The sequence below is a fragment of the Pantoea sp. UYEF8 genome, assembly GCF_040546285.1.
Lineage (GTDB): Bacteria > Pseudomonadota > Gammaproteobacteria > Enterobacterales > Enterobacteriaceae > Pantoea > Pantoea brenneri.
In genome coordinates this window covers 246,483-268,419 of the sequence record NZ_JBEPNM010000003.1, presented here as the reverse complement: position 1 = coordinate 268,419, position 21,937 = coordinate 246,483, and the positions used below count along the sequence as shown (strand labels likewise).

Below are 21,937 nucleotides of genomic sequence, written 5' to 3'. Positions count from 1 at the left end.
TATGGATAAACAACACGAACTGAAACGGACTAAACGTCTGGCGCTGCTGCTGCTGTTACTGGCTGCCGCGACCTTCATCATCACCCTGTTTCTGCCGCCCGGCTTTTGGGTCAGCGGCGTGAAAGCGATAGCGGAAGCGGCAATGGTCGGTGCGCTGGCCGACTGGTTCGCGGTAGTGGCGCTGTTTCGCCGGGTGCCGGTGCCCTTTATCTCGCGTCATACCGCGATTATCCCGCGTAACAAAGATCGTATCGGTGAGAATCTCGGCCGCTTCGTGCAGGAGAAGTTTCTCGATACCGATTCGCTGCTCAGCCTGATACGCCGTCACGATCCGTCGCACCTGCTGGCGCAATGGCTGAATGCGCCCGGCAATGCTGACCGAATCGGCCGACATCTGCTGCAGGTGATGCGCGGCTTCCTCGATCTGACCGATGACACGCGTATTCAGAACTTCATGCGCCGCGCAGTGCATCGCGCCATCGATAAGGTCGATCTGACGCAGACCAGCGCGCTGATCCTGGAGAGCCTGACCAAAAACAATCGGCATCAGGCGCTGCTGGACGCGGCGATCGAACAGTTGCTGGCGCTGCTGCATAAGCCCTCAACCCGCGAGTTCATTGCGCAGCAACTGGTGCGCTGGCTGAAGCGTGAACATCCGATCAAAGCCAAAATGCTGCCGACCGAGTGGCTGGGCGAGCACAGTGCTGAACTGGTGGCGAACGCGGTCGATTCGCTGCTGGATGATGTGGCGCTGGATCAGGGCCACGAGCTGCGTCTCGGCTTTAACCGGGCGGTGGATCGGCTGATCGTCAAACTGCAAACCGACCCGGAGATGGCGGAGCGCGCCGAGGTGATCAAGAGCTGGCTGAAAGAGGATGCCACGCTCAATCGCTACATCGGCGAGCTGTGGAACGATATGCGTAACTGGCTGAAAGCGGACCTCAGCAGCGACGATTCGCGGGTGCAGGAGAAAGTGCGCGGTGCGGCGCTGTGGCTGGGCGAAACCCTGGCCGCCGATCCGGCGCTGCGCGACTCAATGAATCAGCACCTCGAACAGGCAGCGCGCAGCGTGGCACCGGAATTTGCTGGCTTCCTGACGCGCCATATCAGCGATACCGTGAAGAGCTGGGATGCACGCGATATGTCGCAGCAGATCGAATTGAATATCGGTAAAGACCTGCAGTTTATTCGCATCAACGGCACGCTGGTTGGCGGCACCATTGGCCTGATTCTCTATCTGCTGTCACAGCTGCCGCAGCTGATTCCGCTGCTGTCGCGCTAAGTCACCGGGCGAGCCGGCCGTCGGCGGGTAGCGGCCAAACTCAGCGAGGATGGCGTTCACAAAGCTGCGGATTTTCACCGTCTGCCGACGGCCAGCCGGGATCAGCAGATTCATCGGTCGCGCTGGCCCGGCATAATCGGGCAGCACCTGCACCAGCCGCCCCAGCCTGATCTCCTCAGCCAGAATGGTGGCCGGTCCGAGAGTAATGCCATAGCCTTCCAGCGCAGCATGCAGCAGCGCTTTCCAGTCATTCGATCGCATACGTCCCTGCGGATGCACCTCTTCGGTTTTACCCGCCCGGGTAAACACCCAGCGGCAGGGTTTCGACGGCGACCAGATGCCATACACCAGACAGGCATGTTTCACCAGTTCAGCCGGTGTGGCGGGCACCCCGTGCCGCGCCAGATAGGCCGGCGATGCGCAGGCAATCAGCTGATAAGGCTGCAATGGATGGGCGATGATTGAACTGTCGGCTAATTCACCAATCCGGATCACCACCTCATAGCCCTCTTCAAACGGATCAACCAGCCGATCGCTTAATTCAAGATCGACTTCCATCTCGGGAAACTGGCCCAGGTAGCGGGTGACAAACGGAGCGAGGTTAAAAGAACCAAAGGTGACCGGCGCGCTGACCTTCAGCGTCCCGGACGGTCGGCGCTGCATATCCAGCGCAATCGCATCAGCTTCCTGCGCTTCCGCCACCACAATTTTGCAGCGTTCGTAATAGTTGCGCCCTACATCCGTCAGGCTTTGTCGCCGGGTGGTGCGATGCAGCAGCAGCGTGCCGAGATGCTTTTCAAGCGTGGCGATGTGCTTTGCCACCATCTGCGGTGAGAGTTGCAACTGTCCGGCCGCGGCGGCAAAGGAGCCTGACTCGGCGACTTTGACAAACACGTTCATGCTGGTAAGCCGATCCATGATTCCCTCCTGTTGGTTGTTTATATTGCGTCTGTTTGTCGATTTATTCACCCATTGTTTTTAATTAAGGTCAGGGTGTGATCAACATTGAGGAACACCCCATGAAAATAGGCATTATTGGCGCAGGCTTTGTTGGCCGGGCGATAGCGAAACTGGCGATTCAGGCGGGACATCAGGTGATGCTGAGCAATTCCCGCGATCCGCGTACGCTGTTCAGTCTGAAACCGATGATTGGCTGCGAAACCGGCACCGCCGCTGAGGCTGCCCGCTTTGGCCAGGTGGTGGTGATTGCCGTGCCGCTCACCGCGCTTGAGCAGCTTCCGGCAGCGGAACTGCAGGGTAAAACCGTGCTGGATGCGGTCAATTACTATCCCGAACGCGATGGCGAAATTGAAGAACTGCTCACTGGCCGCATCAGCACCAGCGAGCGGCTGGCTCGCCTGTTGCCCAACAGCCGGATCACCAAGGCCTTCAATGCCATCCGTATGACCGATCTTGAAACCCAGGGCGTGCCCGCAGGCGATGCTCATCGTCGGGCGATACCGCTGGCAGGCGATGACCGCGAAGGCAAAGCCATCGCCATGGCGCTGTATGAAGCCTTTGGATTTGATGCGGTGGATGCAGGAGCGTTAGCGGAAGGCTGGCGTTTCGAGCGTGCCACACCCGCCTACTGTGTCGCACTCAACAGAGAGCAACTCATCACGACACTGAAAGAGACTCCCCGACCATAAGCCCTGAACAGACGGTCAGCGCGGCATAAAGTCGCTGCTACTGCCAGACCGTTGACAAACCTAAAGCGATGGCAGCATTCGCCTGCAGCAAAGCATCGCGGGCCACGGATGGCCTGCGCTGAGCCCGCCACGGATGGCGTTTTTGTGTCTTTGCGAAAGGCGTATGTTCCCTGAGCCTGAGCCTGCAGGTTAAACAGACCAGCGCCGTAGCGTACAGGCAATCACAGCCGCTGAAACCGTAACATCCAGACCGCTGACAAACCTAAAGCGATGGCAGCATTCGCCTGCAGCAAAGCATCGCGGGCCACGGATGGCCTGCGCTGAGCCCGCCACGGATGGCGTTTTTGTGTCTTTGCGAAAGGCGTATGTTCCCTGAGCCTGAGCCTGCAGGTTAAACAGATCAGCTCCGTAGCGTACAGGCAATCACAGCCGCTGAAACCACTACTGCCAGACCGCTGAATCTAAAGCGATGGCAGCATTCGTCTGCAGCTTAAAAAACAAAAAAGGCCGCAAACGCGGCCTTTTTCAGTTGCGGTGCTCGCTTAGCGCCGCTTGATCAGCATAAACAAGCTGATGGCGAAGAAGGCGAAGCTCGGCAGAATTGCCCCCATGATCGGCGGCAGACCGTAAACCAGGCTCAGCGGGCCAAAGATCTGGTCGAGCACATAGAACAGAAAGCCAAAGCTGATGCCGGTTACCACCCGCACGCCCATCGACACACTGCGCAGTGGACCAAAGATAAACGACAGCGCCATCAGCATCATCACCGCCACCGACAGCGGCTGGAAGATTTTGCTCCACATATTCAGCAGATAACGCCCGGACTCCTGGCCGCTCTGCTTCAGATACTTGCTGTAGTTATACAAGCCGCGAATCGAAAGCGCATCCGGGTCGAGCGCCACCACGCCCAGCTTGTCCGGCGTCAGGTTGGTTTTCCACTCGCCGCCCAGGCTCTGCGAACCGGTGATTTGCTTCGGATCGGTCAGGTTCGACTCATCCACCTGTGACAGCGCCCAGTGCTTTTTCGCCGCATCCCAGGTCGCGGTCGCGGCATAGCGCACGCTCTGCAGCCGACGCTGATCGTTAAAGCTGTAGATGCTGACGCCATCAATCTCATTGTCGCCTTTGATGCGCTCAATGTAGATGAAGTTGTTGCCATCTTTCGCCCACAGGCCGTTTTGCGTCGACACCAGCGCCCCGCCATACAACTGCTGCGCCCGATAGTTACGCGCCAACTGCTCGCCCGACGGCGCAACAAATTCGCCAATCGCCATGGTCAGCAGCACCAGCGGAATCGCGGTTTTCATCACCGACAACGCCACCTGCATGCGGGTGAAACCGGCGGCCTGCATCACCACCAGCTCACTGCGCTGTGCCAGCGTCCCCAGCCCCAGCAGTGCGCCCAGCAGCGCCGCCATCGGGAAGAAAATCTCAATATCTTTCGGCACGCTGAGCAGGGTGTAATAACCGGCCGAGAGCGCGCTGTAGCTGCCCTGACCGGTTTTACGCAGCTGATCGACGAACTTGATGATGCCGGAGAGCGACACCAGCATGAACAGCGTCAGCATGATGGTATTGAAGATGGTTTTGCCGATATAGCGGTCAAGTACGCGAAACATCAGACCGATCCTCCGCGTGTGAAGCGGGCACGGACCCGACGCATCGGCACCGTATCCCACAGGTTAAGCAGCACCGCCAGCAGCAGATAGCCGATATTCACTACCCACATCCAGACCGCCGGATCGAGCCGCCCTTTCGCCCCGCTCGACTTCAGCGAGCTTTGCAGCAGGAAGAAGATCAGATAGAGCAGCATCGCGGGCAGCATCGACAACACCCGGCCCTGACGTGGATTGACCACGCTGAGCGGCACCACCATCAGCGCCATCACCAGCACCGAAAACACCAGCGTCATACGCCAGTGCAGTTCGGCGCGGAAAGTCGGCGAGTCGTTGCCGAACAGGCCGGTAAAGCTCGACTGTTCCGCATCGTTCGGGTCCAGCGTGGCTTCTTTGTAGCCCACCAGCGCCTGATAATTGGTGAAGTCAGTGATGCGGAAGTCGCGCAGCAGCGCGGTGCCCTCAAAGCGGGTACCTTTATCCAGCGTCACCACCTGCGAACCGTCTTTATGCTGTTCCATATGACCGCTGTCAGCCAGCACCACCGAAGGCCGCGCGTTGCCTTTTGGCCGTAACTGCGCCAGGAACACGTTGCCGAACTGGTTGCCTTTGACATCCTCAATGAACAGCACGGCGCTGCCATCGCTGGAGGTCTGGAACTGCCCGGCCGCCAGCGCCGCCGTGCCAGGGTTGGCTTTGGCGTTCTGGGTCACTTCATCCTGATAACGGGATGACCAGGGACCGAGCCAGATGACGTTCACCGCCGCCACCAGCGACGTAAACAGCATCAGGACCATCGCCGCCTTGACCAGCACCGCTTTACTCAGGCCGCAGGCGTGCATGACGGTAATTTCACTTTCCGTATAGAGTCGTCCCAGCGTCATCAGGATCGCCAGAAACAGACTTAAGGGCAGTATAAGTTGTGCCATTTCAGGCACGCCGAGTCCTAACAGTGTCAGAACGAGGTTTGTCGGCACTTCGCCATCCACCGCGGCTCCTAAAATCCTGACTAACTTCTGGCAAAAGAAGATCAATAGCAGGATGAAGAGGATAGCCAGCTGGCTTTTGAGCGTTTCCCGAACCAGATATCTAATGATGATCACGCTTAGTACGCCTGTGAAAACTTGTCTTTTTGCAGGAAAATCGCTAGTTTCAACGCTTATTTGCCATTTTTCTTCATCAATGGCCGTCATCGTAGCTAAAATTGTATGACAAACGCGCTTGGGTGGTGGAAAAACAACATCTTGTCACCCTGATTCATTATGACCTCCAGCGGCAGAATGTCATGCTGCCGTGATGAATAAATGGGTCATGAGCGCGCTACATTCTAGCGGCAGCAGCGGCCGTTGTCTTTAAGATTCAGGAGAGTGCATGGAGTTCAGTGTAAAAAGCGGAAGCCCGGAAAAACAGCGCAGTGCCTGCATTGTCGTTGGCGTTTTCGAACCGCGTCGTCTGTCACCGATTGCCGAACAGCTGGATAAAATCAGCGACGGCTATATCAGCGCCCTGCTGCGCCGTGGCGAGCTGGAAGGAAAAGTGGGCCAGACACTGCTGCTGCATCATGTGCCAAACATCCTGTCTGAGCGTATTCTGCTGATTGGCTGCGGCAAAGAGCGCGAGCTGGACGAGCGTCAGTACAAGCAGGTGATTCAGAAAACCATCAATACGCTGAACGATACCGGCTCAATGGAAGCGGTCTGCTTCCTGACTGAACTGCACGTCAAAGGCCGTAACACCTACTGGAAAGTGCGTCAGGCGGTCGAAACCTCAAAAGAGGCGCTGTATAACTTCGATCAGCTGAAGAGCAACAAGGCCGAGCCGCGCCGTCCGCTGCGTAAGCTGGTGTTTAACGTGCCGACCCGCCGTGAACTGACCAGCGGCGAGCGCGCCATTCAGCATGGCCTGGCGGTTGCTGCCGGCATGAAAGCGGCGAAAGATCTCGGCAATATGCCGCCAAACATCTGTAACGCCGCCTATCTTGCCTCGCAGGCGCGTCAGCTGGCGGATGCCTTCAGCAAAAATGTCACGACCCGCGTCATCGGCGAACAGCAGATGAAAGAGCTGGGCATGAATGCCTATCTGGCGGTAGGTGCCGGTTCGCAAAACGAATCGCTGATGTCGGTGATTGAGTACAAAGGCAACCCGGATGCCGACGCGCGGCCGATTGTGCTGGTCGGTAAAGGCCTGACCTTCGACTCCGGCGGCATCTCGATTAAGCCGTCCGACAGCATGGACGAAATGAAATATGATATGTGCGGCGCGGCCTCGGTGTATGGCGTGATGCGCATGGTCGCCGAGCTTAACCTGCCGCTCAACGTGGTCGGCGTGCTGGCCGGCTGTGAAAACATGCCGGATGGTCGGGCGATGCGTCCGGGCGACGTGCTGACCACCATGTCTGGCCAGACGGTGGAAGTGCTGAATACCGATGCCGAAGGCCGTCTGGTCCTGTGCGATGCGCTGACCTACGTTGAACGTTTCGATCCGGAAGTGGTGATTGACGTCGCGACCCTGACCGGTGCCTGCGTGATTGCGCTGGGCCACCACGTCAGCGGTCTGCTGTCGAACCACAATCCGCTGGCGCATGAGCTGATCAGCGCCTCTGAGCAATCGGGCGACCGCGCCTGGCGTCTGCCGATGGCGGACGAGTATCAGGAGCAGCTGGAGTCCAACTTTGCCGACATGGCTAACATTGGCGGCCGGCCTGGCGGAGCGATTACCGCCGCCTGCTTCCTGGCGCGCTTTGCCCGCAAATATAACTGGGCGCACCTCGACATCGCGGGTACGGCCTGGCGTTCAGGCAAAGCCAAAGGCGCCACCGGCCGTCCGGTGCCGATGCTGTCGCAGTTTCTGTTGAATCGGGCAGGATTGAACGGCGACGACTGATCGCCGCAATGCTGACTACAAGGGCGGATGAGATTCCGCCCTTGATCTTCTGATGAGCAAGCTGATGAAAAACGCAACCTTCTACGTGCTGGAAACCGATGCACCGAGCGACGGCCTGAGCGCCATCGAAGCGCTGGTGTGCAATCTGGCGGAAACACGCTGGCGGGCCGGAAAGCGGGTGTTGATCGCCTGTGAAGATGAGCAGCAGGCGATTCGTCTCGACGAAGCGCTGTGGCAACGTCCGGCGAATGCCTTCGTGCCGCATAACCTCGCCGGTGAAGGCCCGCGCTACGGCGCGCCGGTTGAACTGGCCTGGCCGCAGCGTCGCGGCAGTTCGCCCCGCGACCTGTTAATTAGCCTGCTGCCACAGTTCGCAGATTTTGCTACTGCTTTCCATGAAGTGATAGACTTCGTTCCTTACGAAGAATCTCTCAAACAGCTGGCGCGCGACCGCTATAAAGCGTACCGCAGCGTTGGTTTCCAATTGAATACGGCAACGCCGCCACAGCCGCAAACGACATAGCAGAAATGGAAAAGACATATAACCCGCAAGATATCGAGCAGCCGCTTTACGAGCATTGGGAAAAGCAGGGCTACTTCAAACCGAATGGCGATACCAGCCAGGAAAGCTTTTGCATCATGATCCCGCCGCCGAACGTCACCGGTAGCTTGCACATGGGTCACGCCTTCCAGCAAACCATCATGGATACCATGATTCGCTACCAGCGCATGCAGGGGAAAAATACCCTGTGGCAGGCCGGTACCGACCACGCGGGCATCGCCACGCAGATGGTGGTTGAGCGCAAGATTGCGGCTGAAGAGGGCAAAACGCGCCAGGATTATGGCCGTGATGCGTTCATTGACAAAATCTGGCAGTGGAAAGCGGAATCCGGCGGCACCATCACCCGTCAGATGCGCCGTCTCGGCAACTCCGTTGACTGGGAGCGCGAGCGTTTCACCATGGACGAAGGTCTGTCCAACGCGGTGAAAGAGGTGTTCGTCCGCCTGTACAAAGAGAACCTGATTTACCGTGGCAAACGCCTGGTGAACTGGGATCCGAAGCTGCGCACTGCCATCTCTGACCTGGAAGTGGAAAACCGCGAGAGCAAAGGCTCTATGTGGCACATCCGCTATCCGCTGGCCGACGGTGCCAAAACGGCTGACGGTAAAGATTATCTGGTGGTCGCCACCACTCGTCCGGAAACCCTGCTGGGCGATACCGGCGTGGCGGTCAATCCGGAAGATCCGCGCTACAAAGATCTGATTGGCAAATTTGTCATGCTGCCGCTGGTTGGCCGTCTGATCCCGATTGTTGGCGATGAACATGCTGACATGGAAAAAGGCACCGGCTGCGTCAAGATCACCCCGGCACATGACTTTAACGACTACGAAGTCGGTCGTCGTCACAAGCTGCCGATGATCAACATCCTGACCTTTGACGGCGATATCCGCGAGCGCGCCCAGGTGTATGACACCAACGGCGAAGTCAGCGATGCCTGCTCAGATGAGATCCCGGCCGCGTTCCAGAAGATGGAGCGTTTTGCGGCACGTAAAGCGATCGTCGCTGCCGTCGATCAGCTTGGCCTGCTCGAAGAGATCAAACCGCACGACCTGACCGTACCTTATGGCGATCGGGGTGGCGTGGTGATTGAACCGATGCTGACTGACCAGTGGTACGTGCGCACCGCCCCGCTGGCGAAAGTGGCGGTCGAAGCGGTTGAAAACGGTGACATTCAGTTTGTGCCGAAGCAGTACGAAAACATGTACTTCTCCTGGATGCGTGATATTCAGGACTGGTGTATCTCTCGTCAGCTGTGGTGGGGTCACCGCATCCCGGCCTGGTACGACAACGACGGTCACGTCTATGTTGGCCGCACCGAAGATGAAGTCCGCGCTGAAAACAACCTGGCCGCCGATGTGGCGCTGCGTCAGGATGACGACGTGCTGGATACCTGGTTCTCCTCTGGCCTGTGGACGTTCTCCACTCTTGGCTGGCCGGAAAACACCGAAGCACTGCGCACCTTCCACCCGACCAGCGTGCTGGTGAGCGGCTTCGACATCATCTTCTTCTGGATTGCCCGCATGATCATGCTGACCATGCACTTCATCAAAGATGAAGATGGCAAACCGCAGGTGCCGTTTAAAACCGTCTACATGACCGGTCTGATTCGTGATGAAGAAGGCCAGAAGATGTCAAAATCCAAGGGCAACGTGATTGACCCGCTGGATATGGTTGACGGCATTTCGCTGGAAGCGCTGCTGGAAAAACGCACCGGCAACATGATGCAGCCGCAGCTGGCCGAGAAGATCCGCAAACGCACCGAGAAGCAGTTCCCGAACGGCATTGAGCCGTCAGGCACCGATGCGCTGCGTTTCACCCTCGCCGCCCTCGCCTCAACCGGTCGCGACATCAACTGGGACATGAAGCGCCTGGAAGGTTATCGCAACTTCTGTAACAAGCTGTGGAACGCCAGCCGCTTTGTGCTGATGAACACCGAAGATCAGGATTGCGGCCAGAACGGTGGCGAAATGACGCTGTCGCTGGCAGATCGCTGGATCCTGACCGAGTTCAACAGCACGGTGAAAGCCTACCGTGACGCGCTCGACAGCTACCGTTTCGATATCGCTGCTAACCTGCTGTATGACTTCACCTGGAACCAGTTCTGTGACTGGTACCTGGAGCTGACCAAGCCGGTGATGAACAGCGGTAACGAAGCGGAACTGCGTGGCACCCGCCATACGCTGGTAAACGTGCTGGAAGGCTTGCTGCGTCTGGCGCACCCGATTATTCCGTTTATCACTGAAACCATCTGGCAGCGCGTGAAGGGACTGAAAAACATCAGCGACGACACCATCATGCTGCAACCTTTCCCGCAGTTTGATGCGGCGAAAGAGGATGCCGAAGCGAAAGCGGATATTGAGTGGATGAAACAGGCGATCGTGGCGGTGCGTAATATTCGTGCCGAAATGAACATCGCGCTGAGCAAACCGCTGGATGTGTTGCTGCGTGACTGCTCACCAGCGGCACTGCGTCGGGTAGAAGCGAACCGTAACTTCCTGTCGCGCCTGGCGCGTCTGGAAAGCCTGACCATTCTGCCGGCTGGCGAGAAAGGCCCGGTCTCGGTGACCAAAATCGTTGAAGGCGCTGAGCTACTGATCCCGATGGCTGACCTGGTGGATAAAACTGCCGAACTGGAGCGACTGGCGAAAGAGCTGGTTAAACTGGAGGTCGAAATCGACAAGATTCAGGTCAAGCTGGCCAACGAAGGCTTTGTTTCCCGCGCGCCGGAAGCGGTGGTGGTGAAAGAGCGTGAACGCGTCGCCGAACTGCAACAATCAAAAGCAAAACTGATTGAACAGCAGGCAGTGATTGCGGCATTGTAAGCGTCGTAGCTGACAGCTTATTCATAAAGCCGGGCTCGCCCGGCTTTTTTATTGACCTCGTACAAATCCGGAAGAGATGATGACGACACCCACCACCACGCGCCTTGATCTGCAGGTGCGGCCGATTACTGCCGCCGACAATCCGCATATCGCCCAGGTCATCCGCGACGTTTCAGCGGAGTTCGGCCTGACGGCTGATAAGGGATACACCGTATCCGACCCGCAGCTCGACCACCTGTTCGAGTTGTACAGCGCCGAGCACAGCGCCTACTGGATTGTGGAGCATCAGGGTAAAGTGGTCGGTGGCGGCGGCGTCGCCCCGCTCGCCTGCAGCGCGCCCGATATCTGCGAGCTGCAGAAGATGTATTTCCTGCCAGAAGTGCGCGGCTTCGGCGTGGCGCGCGAACTGGCGCTAAGAGCGATGGAACATGCGCGCCAGCGCGGCTTCCGCCGCTGCTATCTGGAAACCACCAGTAGCCTGACGCGCGCTATCAGGCTCTATGAGTCGCTGGGCTTTGAGCTGATCGACAGCGCATTAGGCTGCACAGGCCATACAGACTGTGAAGTGCGCATGTTGCGAACGTTATGAGCCGCGCCCGACGTAACTCATGTCGTTGATGGATTCAATCACGAACTCCCCGCTGTCGGTATAGCGCAGCCGGGTCACGCTCGCATTTTGCAGCGGCTGGTTTAACGTGGTATCACCCAGCGCCATCAGCAGCGTCGCAATCGCCATGCCGTGCGTCACCACCAGAACGTTACCGCCGCCCTGCTGTTGTGCCTGCTGCGCTATCCGGGTCAGGCTATCCACCATACGCTTCGCCACCTGCTGATAGCTTTCGGCCATCCCTGCTGATTTAATGCCTGCCAGTGACAACGTGCCGGCTGCTTCCACCTGCCGGATCGTGTCGATCATCTGGTCGATATGAACCTTGCCTGCGGCAAACGTCTTCATTATTGCCGCTTCAGAGGCATAACCAGCCTGACGGGCGACGGCATCCCACATGTTCTTATCCAGATCGCCCTCATACAGTCCAAAGCCCACTTCCCGCAACCCTTTCAGCTCGTTTAACGGCAGCGGCGCTTTCCATCCGTGCATCACAAGCTGCGCGGTTTGTCTCGCCCTGCCTGCATCGCTGGACCAGACGGCGATAAACGGCACCGTCTGCAGGCCACGTCCCAGCTTTTCCGCTACCTCCACGCCCGCTGGCGTTAGCGGCGTATCTGCCCATCCCTGCACGCGCTGAACCGTGTTAAACATCGTTTTGCCATGCCGCGTAACAAAGATTGTCACATCGGCAGCGAAGGCTTCGCCTGCACCGGCCCCAATTGCCACAAAAATCAGCAACGCTTTAACTATTTTCTTCATGCTATTTTCCTTATTTGAACAGGTTTAATTTATACTCAATCGCGATTTCGGCCGAAAGACAGGGAGAACGCATAGCGTTTCCTTGCGCATTAAATAGCGGCGTTTCTTTATTATTCTTATATGACCAGCCATAACCGAACAGCGTAGAGATGGAGAGATTTTTCAGGGCTGGATGAGGTTCGATAAAGCGATTAATCAGCGCAATTTCTCCCGAACGTATATGCGCATTACGGTATTTAAACTGCCCATAGTTAATCTGAAACCCACTAAAAATGCCTTTTGTAATTTCAAACTCCGTCTGCGCCACCAGGGCCAGTTCTTTATCACGGGTATAATCTTTCCCGGCAGAGGTGAGTGAGGTAAAACGCCCGCGGGTATTTTTTGTCAGCGGCCGCGCATAATATCCCACCGCATTATGTTTGGGCGCCGAGGTCCAGGCGGCAGCCAGTTTTTGTGTCCATCCATCGTTAATCCAGTCAGCTTCGCCGACATAGTGCCAGGCACGATCGTCGAACGATCTTTTGCTGGCCGCCATATTTTTATAATTTTCCAGCCCCTGACTGCCATAAATTTGCGAGGAGAGACGCCAGTGCGGCGAGAGCGAGTAACTCGCTTCGATAACATGACGCCGCTGGTAATCCTGCGCTTCGCCAAATGCGTAGGCGAGCCGTCCACGGTCACCGGTATAGCTCAGTGCGCCAGTATAGATCGCCGCAATGGTTCGTTTATCCTGGGTTTGCAGGGCAATGCTGTCCGGCGAATCGTGGCGTATCGTTTTGGTCACATAAGCCAAATCCAGCCGCACATTCTGCAGGTTCAGCGCGCCGCTATAGCCTGAGTAACTGTTACGCGACAGGCGGTTAGTGTTGGTCAGCACGCCAATGTTTTTTAACTCCTGCCAGCCCGCTTTCCCTTCGAACCCCGCCTGCCTGTCGCCCAGTTTCACTTTCAGATAGCGCTGGCCAAACTTGCTAAAGCCGTGTGCGTCCGCTTTTTGCTGATTACCGCCGCTGTCGTAAAGCAGACCGCGCGAGGCAAAGTTGTCGCTGGCCCCCAGCCTGATCACGCGGGTATAGGTTGCATCGAAACCCAGCCAGTCCCACAGATAGCCGGAACGATAATCCAGACTTGCCGCCTGCCCCCAGGCGTTATGAACGGTGGTAGGGTGTGTTGCGTTTTCCTTGAGATATTTCCAGTAATTGCGCAGCCTGAGATCGAGCTGCGAATCGTGCAGGAAAGCATTGTCAGAGAGCGCAGGCGCATCGGAATAATCGGCCCACGCCACAGACGGCGGAAAAAACAGAGGAATAAATAACAGAATACAGGTCCTTCCCCTCATTTTGAGACTCCTTCCATTAAATGCGTGTTAGCAAAATTGGCAGTCCGGAATAAGGTGTCTGACCTGTTTTCCGTCTGTACCAGGCGCAAAAAAAAACCTGATTCACACCCCCTCTCTGGCAAAGAGGAAGTGTGAATCAGGTTTTGCTTAAAATAATAACAACCCTAATTCGGCAAGGGCAATATACTTATTCCGCAGAGAAAAAACAGCAGAGGAAAAACATTCTGTGAGGGATGACGCAAATAATATTTAGCGAATGTTACTAAGCCGAATTAACTTAATAATTAACGTTTACATGATTATTATTAATTAAATCAATCCGGTTCAATTTTAAAAAATAAACGGACGCCGTAACAGCGCCGTTTACTTTTATCAGAATGCCGGTAACCCGCTGTGAAAACGTAGTTCGCTGTCCGGTTCGCTGATTAAGCGCGCTTCGGTTGTCCCAATCGCCTGTACCCTGGGCGCGATATCCTTCGCGGATATCCGGGCCGCCAGGGTTAAATAGTCCTGATAGTGACGCGCTTCCGATCGCAGCAGTGAGATATAAAAGCTCTCCAGATCCGCATCCAGCCACGGCGCCAGACTGGCAAACCGCTCACAGGATCGCGCTTCAATATAGGCACCGCAAATCAGCTTATCCACCAGCGTCTCTGGCTCATGGGTGGTGACCTCACGCAGCAGCGATTTCGCGTAGCGGCTGGACGTGATCTTCTGATAGACCAGCCCGCGCGACTGCATAATTTCCCATACCTGATAAAAGTGATGCAGCTCTTCTTTAATCAGCAGCACCATCTTTTCCACCAGATCATCCGCCCACGGCAGTTCATTACGGACGATGATGCGTTTGGTGAGATTTTTATGCGCATTGATAAAGTCGCTGTCGCCATCTTCGCGGAAGATAAAATCTTCGTACGGTTTCAGCCAGCCGAGAATCGCCTCACCGCTGGGTTTGTCGGCCACATATTTGCGGATCAACCACACCGCGGTCTGCGCGGCTTTCAGCTCGCACACCAGGTGATCGGTTAATAACAGGGTCAGATTTTCCGGTTTACGCGCCTCATCAATCCAGGCCTGGGGCGTACGGCAGTGCAGAAACTGATAAATCGGTTCAAGTAACGGTGCGTAGTTCATGGTGTTAAAACGAGGCTGGAAAAGAAGAGAGGCGGAGAATTCCCCGCCCTGCGCGACTTAGTGGCGAATGCCGTTATCATCTTCATCGTCGATGGCGTCTTCGTCATCTTCATCTTCGGCGTCCGGGTCTTCGAAGTAGGTGCCCCAGCCGTCGTAGTCGACATTGTATTTACCGATCAGGTTCACCAGTTGCTCAACCTGCACATCAATCAGCTCTGGCTTGAGCGCCGATTCGCTGATGATGTCAACGCACATCACGGTGGTACCATCTTCCAGTTCCAGCTCTTCCGGCTCGGTCACTTCATAACCCAGCTTAAAGGCGTCAACCGCGGCCTTTTCCAGTGAATCGAAGTTGTTGCACGAGAGATGGTGCTCGATGGTATAAAGCGCATCGGGATCGCTGCCATCCTCCAGCAGCTCTTCAATGATCAGGCGCGTCTCTTCACGCTGCTCTTCCAATAATGCTTCATATGCCATGACGATGTCCTCTCTGAGTTCGGCAATAAACAATTATTTTCCCACACTGCCTGTCGCGCCACTACACAAAACGAAAAGTTTATTCTCATCGGGCTTGAAAATGCATATTCATCCGGTTAGATTGAATTTTAATTCACTTTATATGGTTACCGGAGTGTTGTATGAGTCAGCTGTATCAGCGCCATTTCCTCAGGCTACTGGATTTTACCCCGGCCGAAATTGATTACCTGCTTAGCCTTGCGGCTGAATTAAAACACGCTAAAAAAAGTGGCAGTGAAGTCCCCTCCCTGAAAGGCAAAAACATCGCGCTCATCTTCGAAAAAGACTCGACCCGTACCCGATGCTCTTTCGAAGTGGCCGCTTACGATCAGGGCGCTAACGTTACTTATCTCGGCCCAAGCGGCAGCCAGATTGGCCATAAAGAGTCGATGCGCGATACCGCGCGGGTGCTGGGCCGGATGTACGATGGCATTCAGTATCGCGGTTACGGCCAGGCGCTGGTGGAAACCCTGGCTGAGCATGCTGGCGTGCCGGTGTGGAACGGCCTGACCACGGAGTTTCATCCGACCCAGTTACTGGCCGATCTGCTGACAATGCAGGAGCACCTGCCGGGTAAAAAGCTCAGCCAGATGACGCTGGTCTACGTCGGCGATGCGCGTAACAACATGGGCAACACCATGCTGGAAGCGGCGGCGCTGGTCGGGCTGGATCTGCGGCTGGTGGCACCGCAAAGCTGCTGGCCAGAGGACGCGCTGGTAGAACAGTGTCGCAAAGTCGCGCAGCAGACCGGCGGTAAAATTACCCTCACCGATAATATTGCCGACGGCGTCAACGGCGCTGACTTCATCTACACCGACGTCTGGGTATCGATGGGCGAAGCCAAAGCAGTGTGGGAAGAGCGCATCGCCCTGCTGCGAAATTATCAGGTCAACCAGGCGATGCTCGATCTGACCCACAATCCTGAGGTGAAGTTCCTGCACTGTCTGCCCGCTTTCCATGACGATCAGACCACGCTGGGCCGGCAGATGGCGGAACAGTACGATCTGCATAATGGCATGGAAGTGAGCAACGAGGTGTTTGAGTCGCCGCACAGCATCGTGTTTGATCAGGCGGAAAACCGCATGCACACCATCAAAGCGGTGATGGTGGCGACGCTCGGTCAGCGCTGACCCGCTGCGTCAGATTGCCGGTCTGTCTGCGTGCCAGTCAGGCCGTGCCGGAGCGGGCGCAAACGATTCCCTCGCGCACGATTTTTCCTTGCTGCCCGGCCGCGAATGGGTATAATGCGCCACAATTTGCCGGAGGAAATATGCTACAGCGCAGCGGACAATTTGACGCTCAATCACGCCTGACCGCAGGCGGCGCCGCTGTTTCTTTCGGTCATCGACCCGATCATAAAAAAGCCCCTTAAGCAGGGGCTTTTTTTTGTCCGCAATCCGGCCGCGCAGAGGAGAAAGCTATGGCTAACCCGCTATATCGCAAGCACATTATTTCGATCAACGACCTCAGCCGTGACGAGCTGGAACTGGTGCTGCATACCGCTGCACAGCTCAAAGCGCATCCGCAGCCGGAACTGCTGAAGCACAACGTGATCGCCAGCTGCTTCTTTGAAGCCTCGACCCGCACCCGCTTGTCGTTTGAAACGGCGATTCATCGGCTCGGCGCATCGGCGGTAGGTTTTGCCGACGGCAGCAACACCTCGCTGGGGAAAAAGGGCGAAACTCTGGCCGACACCATTTCGGTGATCAGCACCTATGTCGATGCGATTGTGATGCGTCATCCGCAGGAGGGTGCGGCGCGGCTGGCGACCGAGTTCTCCGGCGGCGTGCCGGTTCTCAACGCCGGTGACGGTGCCAACCAGCATCCGACCCAGACGCTGCTCGATCTCTTCACCATTCAGGAGACCCAGAGTCGCCTGAACCAGCTGAATGTGGCGATGGTCGGCGACCTGAAATATGGCCGCACCGTCCATTCACTGACCCAGGCGCTGGCGAAGTTTGACGGCAACCGCTTCTTCTTTATCGCCCCTGATGCGCTGGCGATGCCGGCTTACATCACCGATATGCTGGATGAGAAAAACATTGTCTGGTCACGGCACGACAGCTTTGAAGAGGTGATGCCGCAGCTCGACATTCTCTACATGACGCGGGTACAGAAAGAGCGTCTCGACCCGTCGGAATATGCCAACGTCAAAGCGCAGTTTATTCTGCGGGCGTCCGACCTGGCGACGGCACGTGACAACATGAAAGTGCTTCATCCGCTGCCGCGCATCGACGAAATCACTACCGATGTCGATAAAACCCCTTACGCCTGGTACTTCCAGCAGGCCGGGAACGGCATCTACGCCCGCCAGGCTCTGCTGGCGTTAGTATTAAACAGCGAACTCGCCCTGTAAGGAGATCCTCAGATGACACATGACAACAAATTGCAGGTCGAAGCGATCAAGCGCGGCACGGTCATCGACCATATCCCGGCGCAGGTCGGCTTTAAGCTGCTCTCCCTGTTCCGTCTGACCGAAACCGATCAGCGCATCACCATTGGCCTGAATCTGCCGTCAGGTGAGATGGGGCGTAAGGATCTGATCAAAATTGAAAACACCTTTCTGACCGACGATCAGGTCAATCAGCTGGCGGTCTATGCACCGCATGCCACGGTCAACCGCATCGACGATTATGAAGTGGTGGCGAAGATCGCCCCGACGCTGCCGGAGCACGTTGAGCGGGTGCTGACCTGCCCGAACAGCAACTGCATCAGCCGCAGCGAGCCGGTCTTCTCCAGTTTTGCGGTCAAGCAGCGCGCCGATGATGTCCACCTGAAGTGCAAATATTGTGAAAAAGAGTTCGCGCGCCATGTGGTGCTGGGTCACTGGTAATCGTTCCGGCCAACCCTATAATGGTCAGCACCGGCGGGCTCACCGCCCTACTGTCTTATTCAAGGAGCAATAATGTCTCGTGAAATCAGTACCGAAAAAGCCCCTGCCGCTATCGGCCCTTATGTTCAGGGTGTCGATCTCGGCAGCATGATCATCACCTCCGGCCAGATTCCGGTCGATCCCGCCACTGGCCTGGTGGCCGATGATGTGACCGCCCAGGCGCGTCAGTCACTGGATAACGTAAAAGCGATTGTTGAAGCGGCTGGCCTGCAGGTCGGAGATATCGTGAAAACCACGGTTTTCGTCAAGGATCTGAATGATTTCGCTACGGTGAATGCGGCCTATGAAGCGTTCTTCACCGAGCATCAGGCGGCGTTCCCGGCCCGGTCCTGTGTCGAAGTAGCGCGTCTGCCGAAAGATGTGAAGATTGAAATTGAGGCCATTGCCGTTCGTCGCTAACTGACAACGGCGGCGTAGCCGCCTCTCTGCCTGCGACGGCAGGAGGCGGCCAGCGGATTAGCGCTTAGCCGGTCGCCATAGCCACAACAGCGCGATGGCCAGCGCGAACAGCACGCCAAAACCGATACCGGTCGCCACCGCCGGCGCACCGGCTTTAATCGCCAGCGTATAGAGCCCCAGCATCAGCAGCATCGCGCTGTTCTCCCCGAGATTCTGCACCGCAATCGCATTTCCCGAGCCGACGCTCTCTTTACCGCGTGCCTGCAATAGCGCATTCAGCGGCACCACAAAGAAGCCCCCCAGCGCGCCAATCACCATCAGCAGCAGATAGGCATTCAGCAGGGTATGCTGCAGCGAGAAGACCACCACCATGACGCCAATCAGTACCCCGGCAGGCATACAGCGGCGCACCGTCTCCAGCGTCACCAGTTTTGCGGCCGCGGCCGCACCCAGCACGATACCGATCGCCACCATCGCATTCAGGGTGGTCGGCGTGGTGTTGTCATTGATGCCCAGCGCCACCGGCACCCACAGCACCAGCAGGAAACGCAGCGTGACGCCCGCGCCCCAGAACAGGCTGGTGCCGAGCAGTGAAAAGCGCGTTTCGGCGTCACGCCATAGCACCGCTGCCGCACGGAAAAAGCTGCGCAGCATGGCGGCGATCTGCCAGCTTTGCCCCGGACGCGCCGCCTGCAGTTTCGGGATAAACAGATTGGCCACCACCGCGATGCCGTAGGTGACGGCGCAGAGTCCCAGCGCGGCCAGCAGGTGCCAGTCAGCCAGCATACCGCCCGCCACCGAGCCAAGCAGAATGGCGGCGATGGTTGAACCTTCCATCAGCCCGTTGGCTTTCACCAGCTTTCCGCCGTGGGTGATTTCACCGAGGATGCCATATTTCGCCGGTGAGTAGGCCGCAGCGCCGACTCCTACCAGGGTATAGCCAAGGAACGGGTTGAAGCCGAAGCAGATCGCCAGCGCGCCCAGCAGTTTCAGGCTGTTGGCGATCATCATCACCCGCCCTTTCGCCATGCTGTCGGCCATCTGCCCGACAAACGGGGCCAGCAGAATGTAGGTCGCGACAAACAGCATCTGCAACACCGGCTGGCTCCAGTCGGGATAGTACTGGCTTTTCAGCACCGCCAGCGTGGCAAACAGCAGCGCGTTATCGCCGAATGCCGAAAAGAACTGGGCTACGATCACCGCGATCATGCCGCGCGACATCAGCGGCGCATCCCGTTCGATGTTCATGCCTGCTCCTCTTCAGCCAGTTTTTTCAGCGTCACGTAATCCGGTTTGCCGCTGCCGAGCTGTGGCAACTGCTTCATCACCCGGATATCACGCGGCAATGCCAGCTCCGGCGCACCCAGCTCACGGGCGGCTTTTTGCAGGCCATCACGCGCCAGTTCGCTGTCGGTGGTAAACAGCACCAGCGCCTCGCCACGCTGACCATCCGGCCGCAGCGAGGCGGCATGTTGTTTGTCCGGCGACGCTTTCAGGGCGATCTGCTCGACGATCTCCAGCGACACCATCTCGCCAGCGATCTTGGCGAAGCGTTTGGCGCGTCCCTGAATCTGGCAGAAGCCCGCCTCATCAAAGCTGACGATATCGCCGGTGTCATACCAGCCCGCTTCCTGATTGCCTTCACCATCGTCGGCGACCGGCACTTCCAGCACGCCGGGATTTTCAACCCGCAGATAGCCTTTCATTACGTTCGGGCCGCGCAGCTGCAGCCGTCCGCCCTGCTCAATGCCCGGCACCGACATCAGTCGCGAATCCATCCCCGGCAGAATGCGTCCCACGGTGTGCGCTTTCGCCGCCATCGGCACGTTAATCGCCACCACTGGCGCGCATTCGGTTACCCCATAGCCTTCGAGGATGCGAATGCCATATTTTTCCATGTAGAGCTGGCGGGTGTTTTCCTGCAGCTTCTCGGCTCCGGCCACCACATAGCGCAGGCGGGCAAAGTCGTAAGGGGCAGCAAAGCGGGCATAGTTGCCAAGGAAGGTCGAAGTACCAAACAGTACGGTGCAGTTTCGGTCATAGACCAGCTCCGGCACGATGCGGTAGTGCAGCGGACTGGGATAGAGAAACACCTGCGCGCCGGTCATCAGCGGCGTAAACAGGCCGACGGTCAGGCCAAAGGCGTGGAACAGCGGCAGCGCCGACATAAAGCGGTCACGCGGGGTAAAGTCGGCCACGGTGCGAATCTGTTCGACGTTCGCCAGCAGGCTTTTATGCGAATGCACCACCCCTTTAGGGTTGCCTTCTGAGCCAGAGGTGAACAGCACCATCGCCGCGTCTTCCGGCTGCTGGGGCAGCTGAGCGCGATGAGGCATCAGCAGATGGCCGACAATCCACAGTTTGTCCTGTAGCGTCACCGTATCTTTCAGATCTTCCAGATAGATCCACTGCACCTCGTCGAGTCCCTGCGGCAGATGCCACAAATTACCTTTGTCGAGGAACTGACGCGAGGTGAAGACGGTTTTAATCTGCGCCGCAGTCAGGGCAGCCCGCATGCCGTTGACGCCCGCGGTGTAGTTGAGCATCGCCGGTACCCGGCCACGCAGCGAGGCACCGAAAATCGCCGCCGCGGTGACGGTGGTGTTTGGCAGCAGCAACCCGACCACTTCGCGCGGCTGGCTGTAGCGTTCAAGAATACGGCCGACGCCGAGCGATTTCTTCAGCAAGCCGTTATAGCTGTCGGGCTTGAAATTGACATCTTCGATGCAGCGCCTGAAGGCACCGTAGCGTGAACGGGCCGCGAGAAAGGCTTCAAACAGAGTTTCACGCGGGCGTACCGCCATGCGGGCTTCCATCATCACATGATGCAGATGTTCGCCCGCCAGTATCCGCCGATCGCGGGCGCGTTTCGCTTCCGGCATCGGGATACGGGTCGCCGGCAGAATGCTGAGGGTGATGCGCGGAAACAGGCGGCGTTTGAATACACCCGCCAGTCGGCCAAACGGCGTAAACTCCGCCCCTTCAATCCGCATCGGTACCACGTTAGCGCCAGATCGCGCCGCGACAAATCCGGCCCCGCTGTAGATTTTCATCAGCGATCCGGTCACGGTGATCCGTCCTTCCGGGAAGATCACCACCGGGCGGCCGCTGTCGATCAGCCGCACCAGCTGTTTCAGCGCCATCGGCTTAGTGGGATCGAGCGGCACATAGTCGATAAAGGGTTTAACCAGCCGCATAAACCAGCTTTCGCTGATGGTTGAATAGACCGCGTAAACCGGCTTAATCGGCAAAAATAACGCCAGCAATATGCCGTCGAGAAACGACATATGGTTCGGCGTGATCAATACCTTCTGCTTATGCAGTTCGGCGACGTCGCCGCGCAGTTCGACCCGCCATAACAGGCGGAATACCAGACGCAATAGTGTGAATACCATGCCTGCTCCTTAGCATCGTGAAAAATAGCCCCTCACGATGCAGGATTTGACGCAGTTCGACAACAGAATTATCCGCCG

At 57.2% G+C, this 21,937-nt stretch carries 19 protein-coding genes; 10 read left to right on the top strand and 9 right to left on the bottom strand.

The window, feature by feature from the left end; genetic code table 11:
- The first annotated feature begins 1 nt into the window (after position 1).
- Positions 2-1,282: a DUF445 domain-containing protein gene (locus ABIB18_RS07545; protein ID WP_069728811.1), complete on the top strand. Its 1,281-nt coding sequence runs from the start codon at positions 2-4 to the stop codon at positions 1,280-1,282.
- On the opposite strand, the gene ABIB18_RS07540 is transcribed toward ABIB18_RS07545, so the two are convergent.
- Positions 1,244-2,200 (bottom strand): LysR family transcriptional regulator, encoded by a 957-nt coding sequence (locus ABIB18_RS07540; protein WP_046289168.1) that lies wholly within the window; start codon positions 2,198-2,200, stop codon positions 1,244-1,246. The genes ABIB18_RS07545 and ABIB18_RS07540 overlap by 39 nt on opposite strands.
- 101 nt (positions 2,201-2,301) lie before the next feature.
- Between ABIB18_RS07540 and ABIB18_RS07535 the strand changes: the two genes are divergently transcribed.
- Complete coding sequence (locus ABIB18_RS07535) at positions 2,302-2,931, top strand: NADPH-dependent F420 reductase (protein WP_069728809.1); 630 nt, start codon at positions 2,302-2,304, stop codon at positions 2,929-2,931.
- A 542-nt stretch (positions 2,932-3,473) separates the two neighbouring features.
- Here the strand turns inward: ABIB18_RS07535 and lptG are convergent.
- Together lptG and lptF are read right to left on the bottom strand one after the other, a co-directional pair.
- Positions 3,474-4,550 carry an LPS export ABC transporter permease LptG gene (gene lptG / locus ABIB18_RS07530; RefSeq protein WP_046289167.1) on the bottom strand — a complete coding sequence of 359 codons (1,077 nt, stop codon included), beginning with the start codon at positions 4,548-4,550 and terminating at the stop codon, positions 3,474-3,476.
- Positions 4,550-5,650 (bottom strand): LPS export ABC transporter permease LptF, encoded by a 1,101-nt coding sequence (gene lptF / locus ABIB18_RS07525; RefSeq protein WP_031375816.1) that lies wholly within the window; start codon positions 5,648-5,650, stop codon positions 4,550-4,552. Before lptF ends, lptG begins: the two co-directional genes overlap by 1 nt.
- A 268-nt stretch (positions 5,651-5,918) precedes the next feature.
- Between lptF and pepA the strand changes: the two genes are divergently transcribed.
- The 4 genes from pepA to ABIB18_RS07505 all read left to right on the top strand — a co-directional run bounded on the left by pepA (position 5,919) and on the right by ABIB18_RS07505 (position 11,403).
- Positions 5,919-7,430, top strand: a complete 1,512-nt coding sequence (gene pepA / locus ABIB18_RS07520; protein ID WP_031375817.1) for a leucyl aminopeptidase — start codon at positions 5,919-5,921, stop codon at positions 7,428-7,430.
- 64 nt (positions 7,431-7,494) lie between these two features.
- Positions 7,495-7,953 carry a DNA polymerase III subunit chi gene (locus ABIB18_RS07515; protein WP_031375818.1) on the top strand — a complete coding sequence of 153 codons (459 nt, stop codon included), beginning with the start codon at positions 7,495-7,497 and terminating at the stop codon, positions 7,951-7,953.
- Positions 7,954-7,958: 5 nt separating this feature from the next.
- On the top strand, positions 7,959-10,814 hold the full coding sequence (locus tag ABIB18_RS07510; protein ID WP_031375819.1) for a valine--tRNA ligase: 2,856 nt from the start codon (positions 7,959-7,961) through the stop codon (positions 10,812-10,814).
- Positions 10,815-10,890: 76 nt separating this feature from the next.
- Complete coding sequence (locus ABIB18_RS07505; RefSeq protein WP_371316231.1) at positions 10,891-11,403, top strand: GNAT family N-acetyltransferase; 513 nt, start codon at positions 10,891-10,893, stop codon at positions 11,401-11,403.
- Here ABIB18_RS07505 and ABIB18_RS07500 read toward each other — a convergent pair.
- The 4 genes from ABIB18_RS07500 to rraB form a co-directional block, all read right to left on the bottom strand.
- A complete protein-coding gene (locus ABIB18_RS07500) occupies positions 11,398-12,183 on the bottom strand; it encodes a histidine phosphatase family protein (RefSeq protein ID WP_354473903.1) in 786 nt (261 codons plus the stop codon). The two genes, ABIB18_RS07505 and ABIB18_RS07500, sit on opposite strands and share 6 nt — an antisense overlap.
- Positions 12,184-12,193: 10 nt before the next feature.
- A complete protein-coding gene (locus ABIB18_RS07495) occupies positions 12,194-13,522 on the bottom strand; it encodes an OprD family porin (protein ID WP_354473902.1) in 1,329 nt (442 codons plus the stop codon).
- A 372-nt stretch (positions 13,523-13,894) separates the two neighbouring features.
- Positions 13,895-14,656, bottom strand: a complete 762-nt coding sequence (gene miaE, locus ABIB18_RS07490; RefSeq protein ID WP_354473901.1) for a tRNA isopentenyl-2-thiomethyl-A-37 hydroxylase MiaE — start codon at positions 14,654-14,656, stop codon at positions 13,895-13,897.
- Between the two features lie 57 nt (positions 14,657-14,713).
- Positions 14,714-15,133 (bottom strand): ribonuclease E inhibitor RraB, encoded by a 420-nt coding sequence (gene rraB, locus ABIB18_RS07485; protein WP_069728807.1) that lies wholly within the window; start codon positions 15,131-15,133, stop codon positions 14,714-14,716.
- Positions 15,134-15,294: 161 nt separating this feature from the next.
- On the opposite strand from rraB, the gene argF reads away from it, so the two are divergent.
- The 4 genes from argF to ridA all read left to right on the top strand — a co-directional run bounded on the left by argF (position 15,295) and on the right by ridA (position 18,464).
- A complete protein-coding gene (gene argF / locus ABIB18_RS07480; RefSeq protein WP_354473900.1) occupies positions 15,295-16,302 on the top strand; it encodes an ornithine carbamoyltransferase in 1,008 nt (335 codons plus the stop codon).
- A gap of 290 nt (positions 16,303-16,592) precedes the next feature.
- On the top strand, positions 16,593-17,528 hold the full coding sequence (pyrB, locus tag ABIB18_RS07475; RefSeq protein WP_031375826.1) for an aspartate carbamoyltransferase: 936 nt from the start codon (positions 16,593-16,595) through the stop codon (positions 17,526-17,528).
- Between the two features lie 12 nt (positions 17,529-17,540).
- Positions 17,541-18,005 (top strand): aspartate carbamoyltransferase regulatory subunit, encoded by a 465-nt coding sequence (gene pyrI / locus ABIB18_RS07470; RefSeq protein ID WP_031375827.1) that lies wholly within the window; start codon positions 17,541-17,543, stop codon positions 18,003-18,005.
- Between the two features lie 72 nt (positions 18,006-18,077).
- Positions 18,078-18,464, top strand: coding sequence for a 2-iminobutanoate/2-iminopropanoate deaminase (ridA, locus tag ABIB18_RS07465; protein ID WP_031375828.1), 387 nt, complete (start codon positions 18,078-18,080; stop codon positions 18,462-18,464).
- Positions 18,465-18,521: 57 nt separating this feature from the next.
- Here the strand turns inward: ridA and lplT are convergent, their stop codons facing one another.
- Positions 18,522-19,712 carry a lysophospholipid transporter LplT gene (gene lplT, locus ABIB18_RS07460; protein WP_031375829.1) on the bottom strand — a complete coding sequence of 397 codons (1,191 nt, stop codon included), beginning with the start codon at positions 19,710-19,712 and terminating at the stop codon, positions 18,522-18,524.
- Entirely contained in the window at positions 19,709-21,859 is a 2,151-nt protein-coding gene (gene aas / locus ABIB18_RS07455; RefSeq protein WP_031375830.1) for a bifunctional acyl-ACP--phospholipid O-acyltransferase/long-chain-fatty-acid--ACP ligase, read from the bottom strand. The genes lplT and aas overlap by 4 nt, the downstream gene beginning before the upstream one ends.
- Positions 21,860-21,937: the final 78 nt, after the last annotated feature.

Coding starts and splice junctions, on each gene's coding strand:
- ABIB18_RS07545 (WP_069728811.1), top strand. CDS start 2: ATGGATAAACAACACGAACTGAAACGGACTAAACGTCTGGCGCTGCTG.
- ABIB18_RS07540 (WP_046289168.1), bottom strand. CDS start 2,200: ATGGATCGGCTTACCAGCATGAACGTGTTTGTCAAAGTCGCCGAGTCA.
- ABIB18_RS07535 (WP_069728809.1), top strand. CDS start 2,302: ATGAAAATAGGCATTATTGGCGCAGGCTTTGTTGGCCGGGCGATAGCG.
- lptG (WP_046289167.1), bottom strand. CDS start 4,550: ATGTTTCGCGTACTTGACCGCTATATCGGCAAAACCATCTTCAATACC.
- pepA (WP_031375817.1), top strand. CDS start 5,919: ATGGAGTTCAGTGTAAAAAGCGGAAGCCCGGAAAAACAGCGCAGTGCC.
- ABIB18_RS07515 (WP_031375818.1), top strand. CDS start 7,495: ATGAAAAACGCAACCTTCTACGTGCTGGAAACCGATGCACCGAGCGAC.
- ABIB18_RS07510 (WP_031375819.1), top strand. CDS start 7,959: ATGGAAAAGACATATAACCCGCAAGATATCGAGCAGCCGCTTTACGAG.
- ABIB18_RS07505 (WP_371316231.1), top strand. CDS start 10,891: ATGATGACGACACCCACCACCACGCGCCTTGATCTGCAGGTGCGGCCG.
- ABIB18_RS07500 (WP_354473903.1), bottom strand. CDS start 12,183: ATGAAGAAAATAGTTAAAGCGTTGCTGATTTTTGTGGCAATTGGGGCC.
- ABIB18_RS07495 (WP_354473902.1), bottom strand. CDS start 13,522: ATGAGGGGAAGGACCTGTATTCTGTTATTTATTCCTCTGTTTTTTCCG.
- miaE (WP_354473901.1), bottom strand. CDS start 14,656: ATGAACTACGCACCGTTACTTGAACCGATTTATCAGTTTCTGCACTGC.
- rraB (WP_069728807.1), bottom strand. CDS start 15,133: ATGGCATATGAAGCATTATTGGAAGAGCAGCGTGAAGAGACGCGCCTG.
- argF (WP_354473900.1), top strand. CDS start 15,295: ATGAGTCAGCTGTATCAGCGCCATTTCCTCAGGCTACTGGATTTTACC.
- pyrB (WP_031375826.1), top strand. CDS start 16,593: ATGGCTAACCCGCTATATCGCAAGCACATTATTTCGATCAACGACCTC.
- pyrI (WP_031375827.1), top strand. CDS start 17,541: ATGACACATGACAACAAATTGCAGGTCGAAGCGATCAAGCGCGGCACG.
- ridA (WP_031375828.1), top strand. CDS start 18,078: ATGTCTCGTGAAATCAGTACCGAAAAAGCCCCTGCCGCTATCGGCCCT.
- lplT (WP_031375829.1), bottom strand. CDS start 19,712: ATGAACATCGAACGGGATGCGCCGCTGATGTCGCGCGGCATGATCGCG.
- aas (WP_031375830.1), bottom strand. CDS start 21,859: ATGGTATTCACACTATTGCGTCTGGTATTCCGCCTGTTATGGCGGGTC.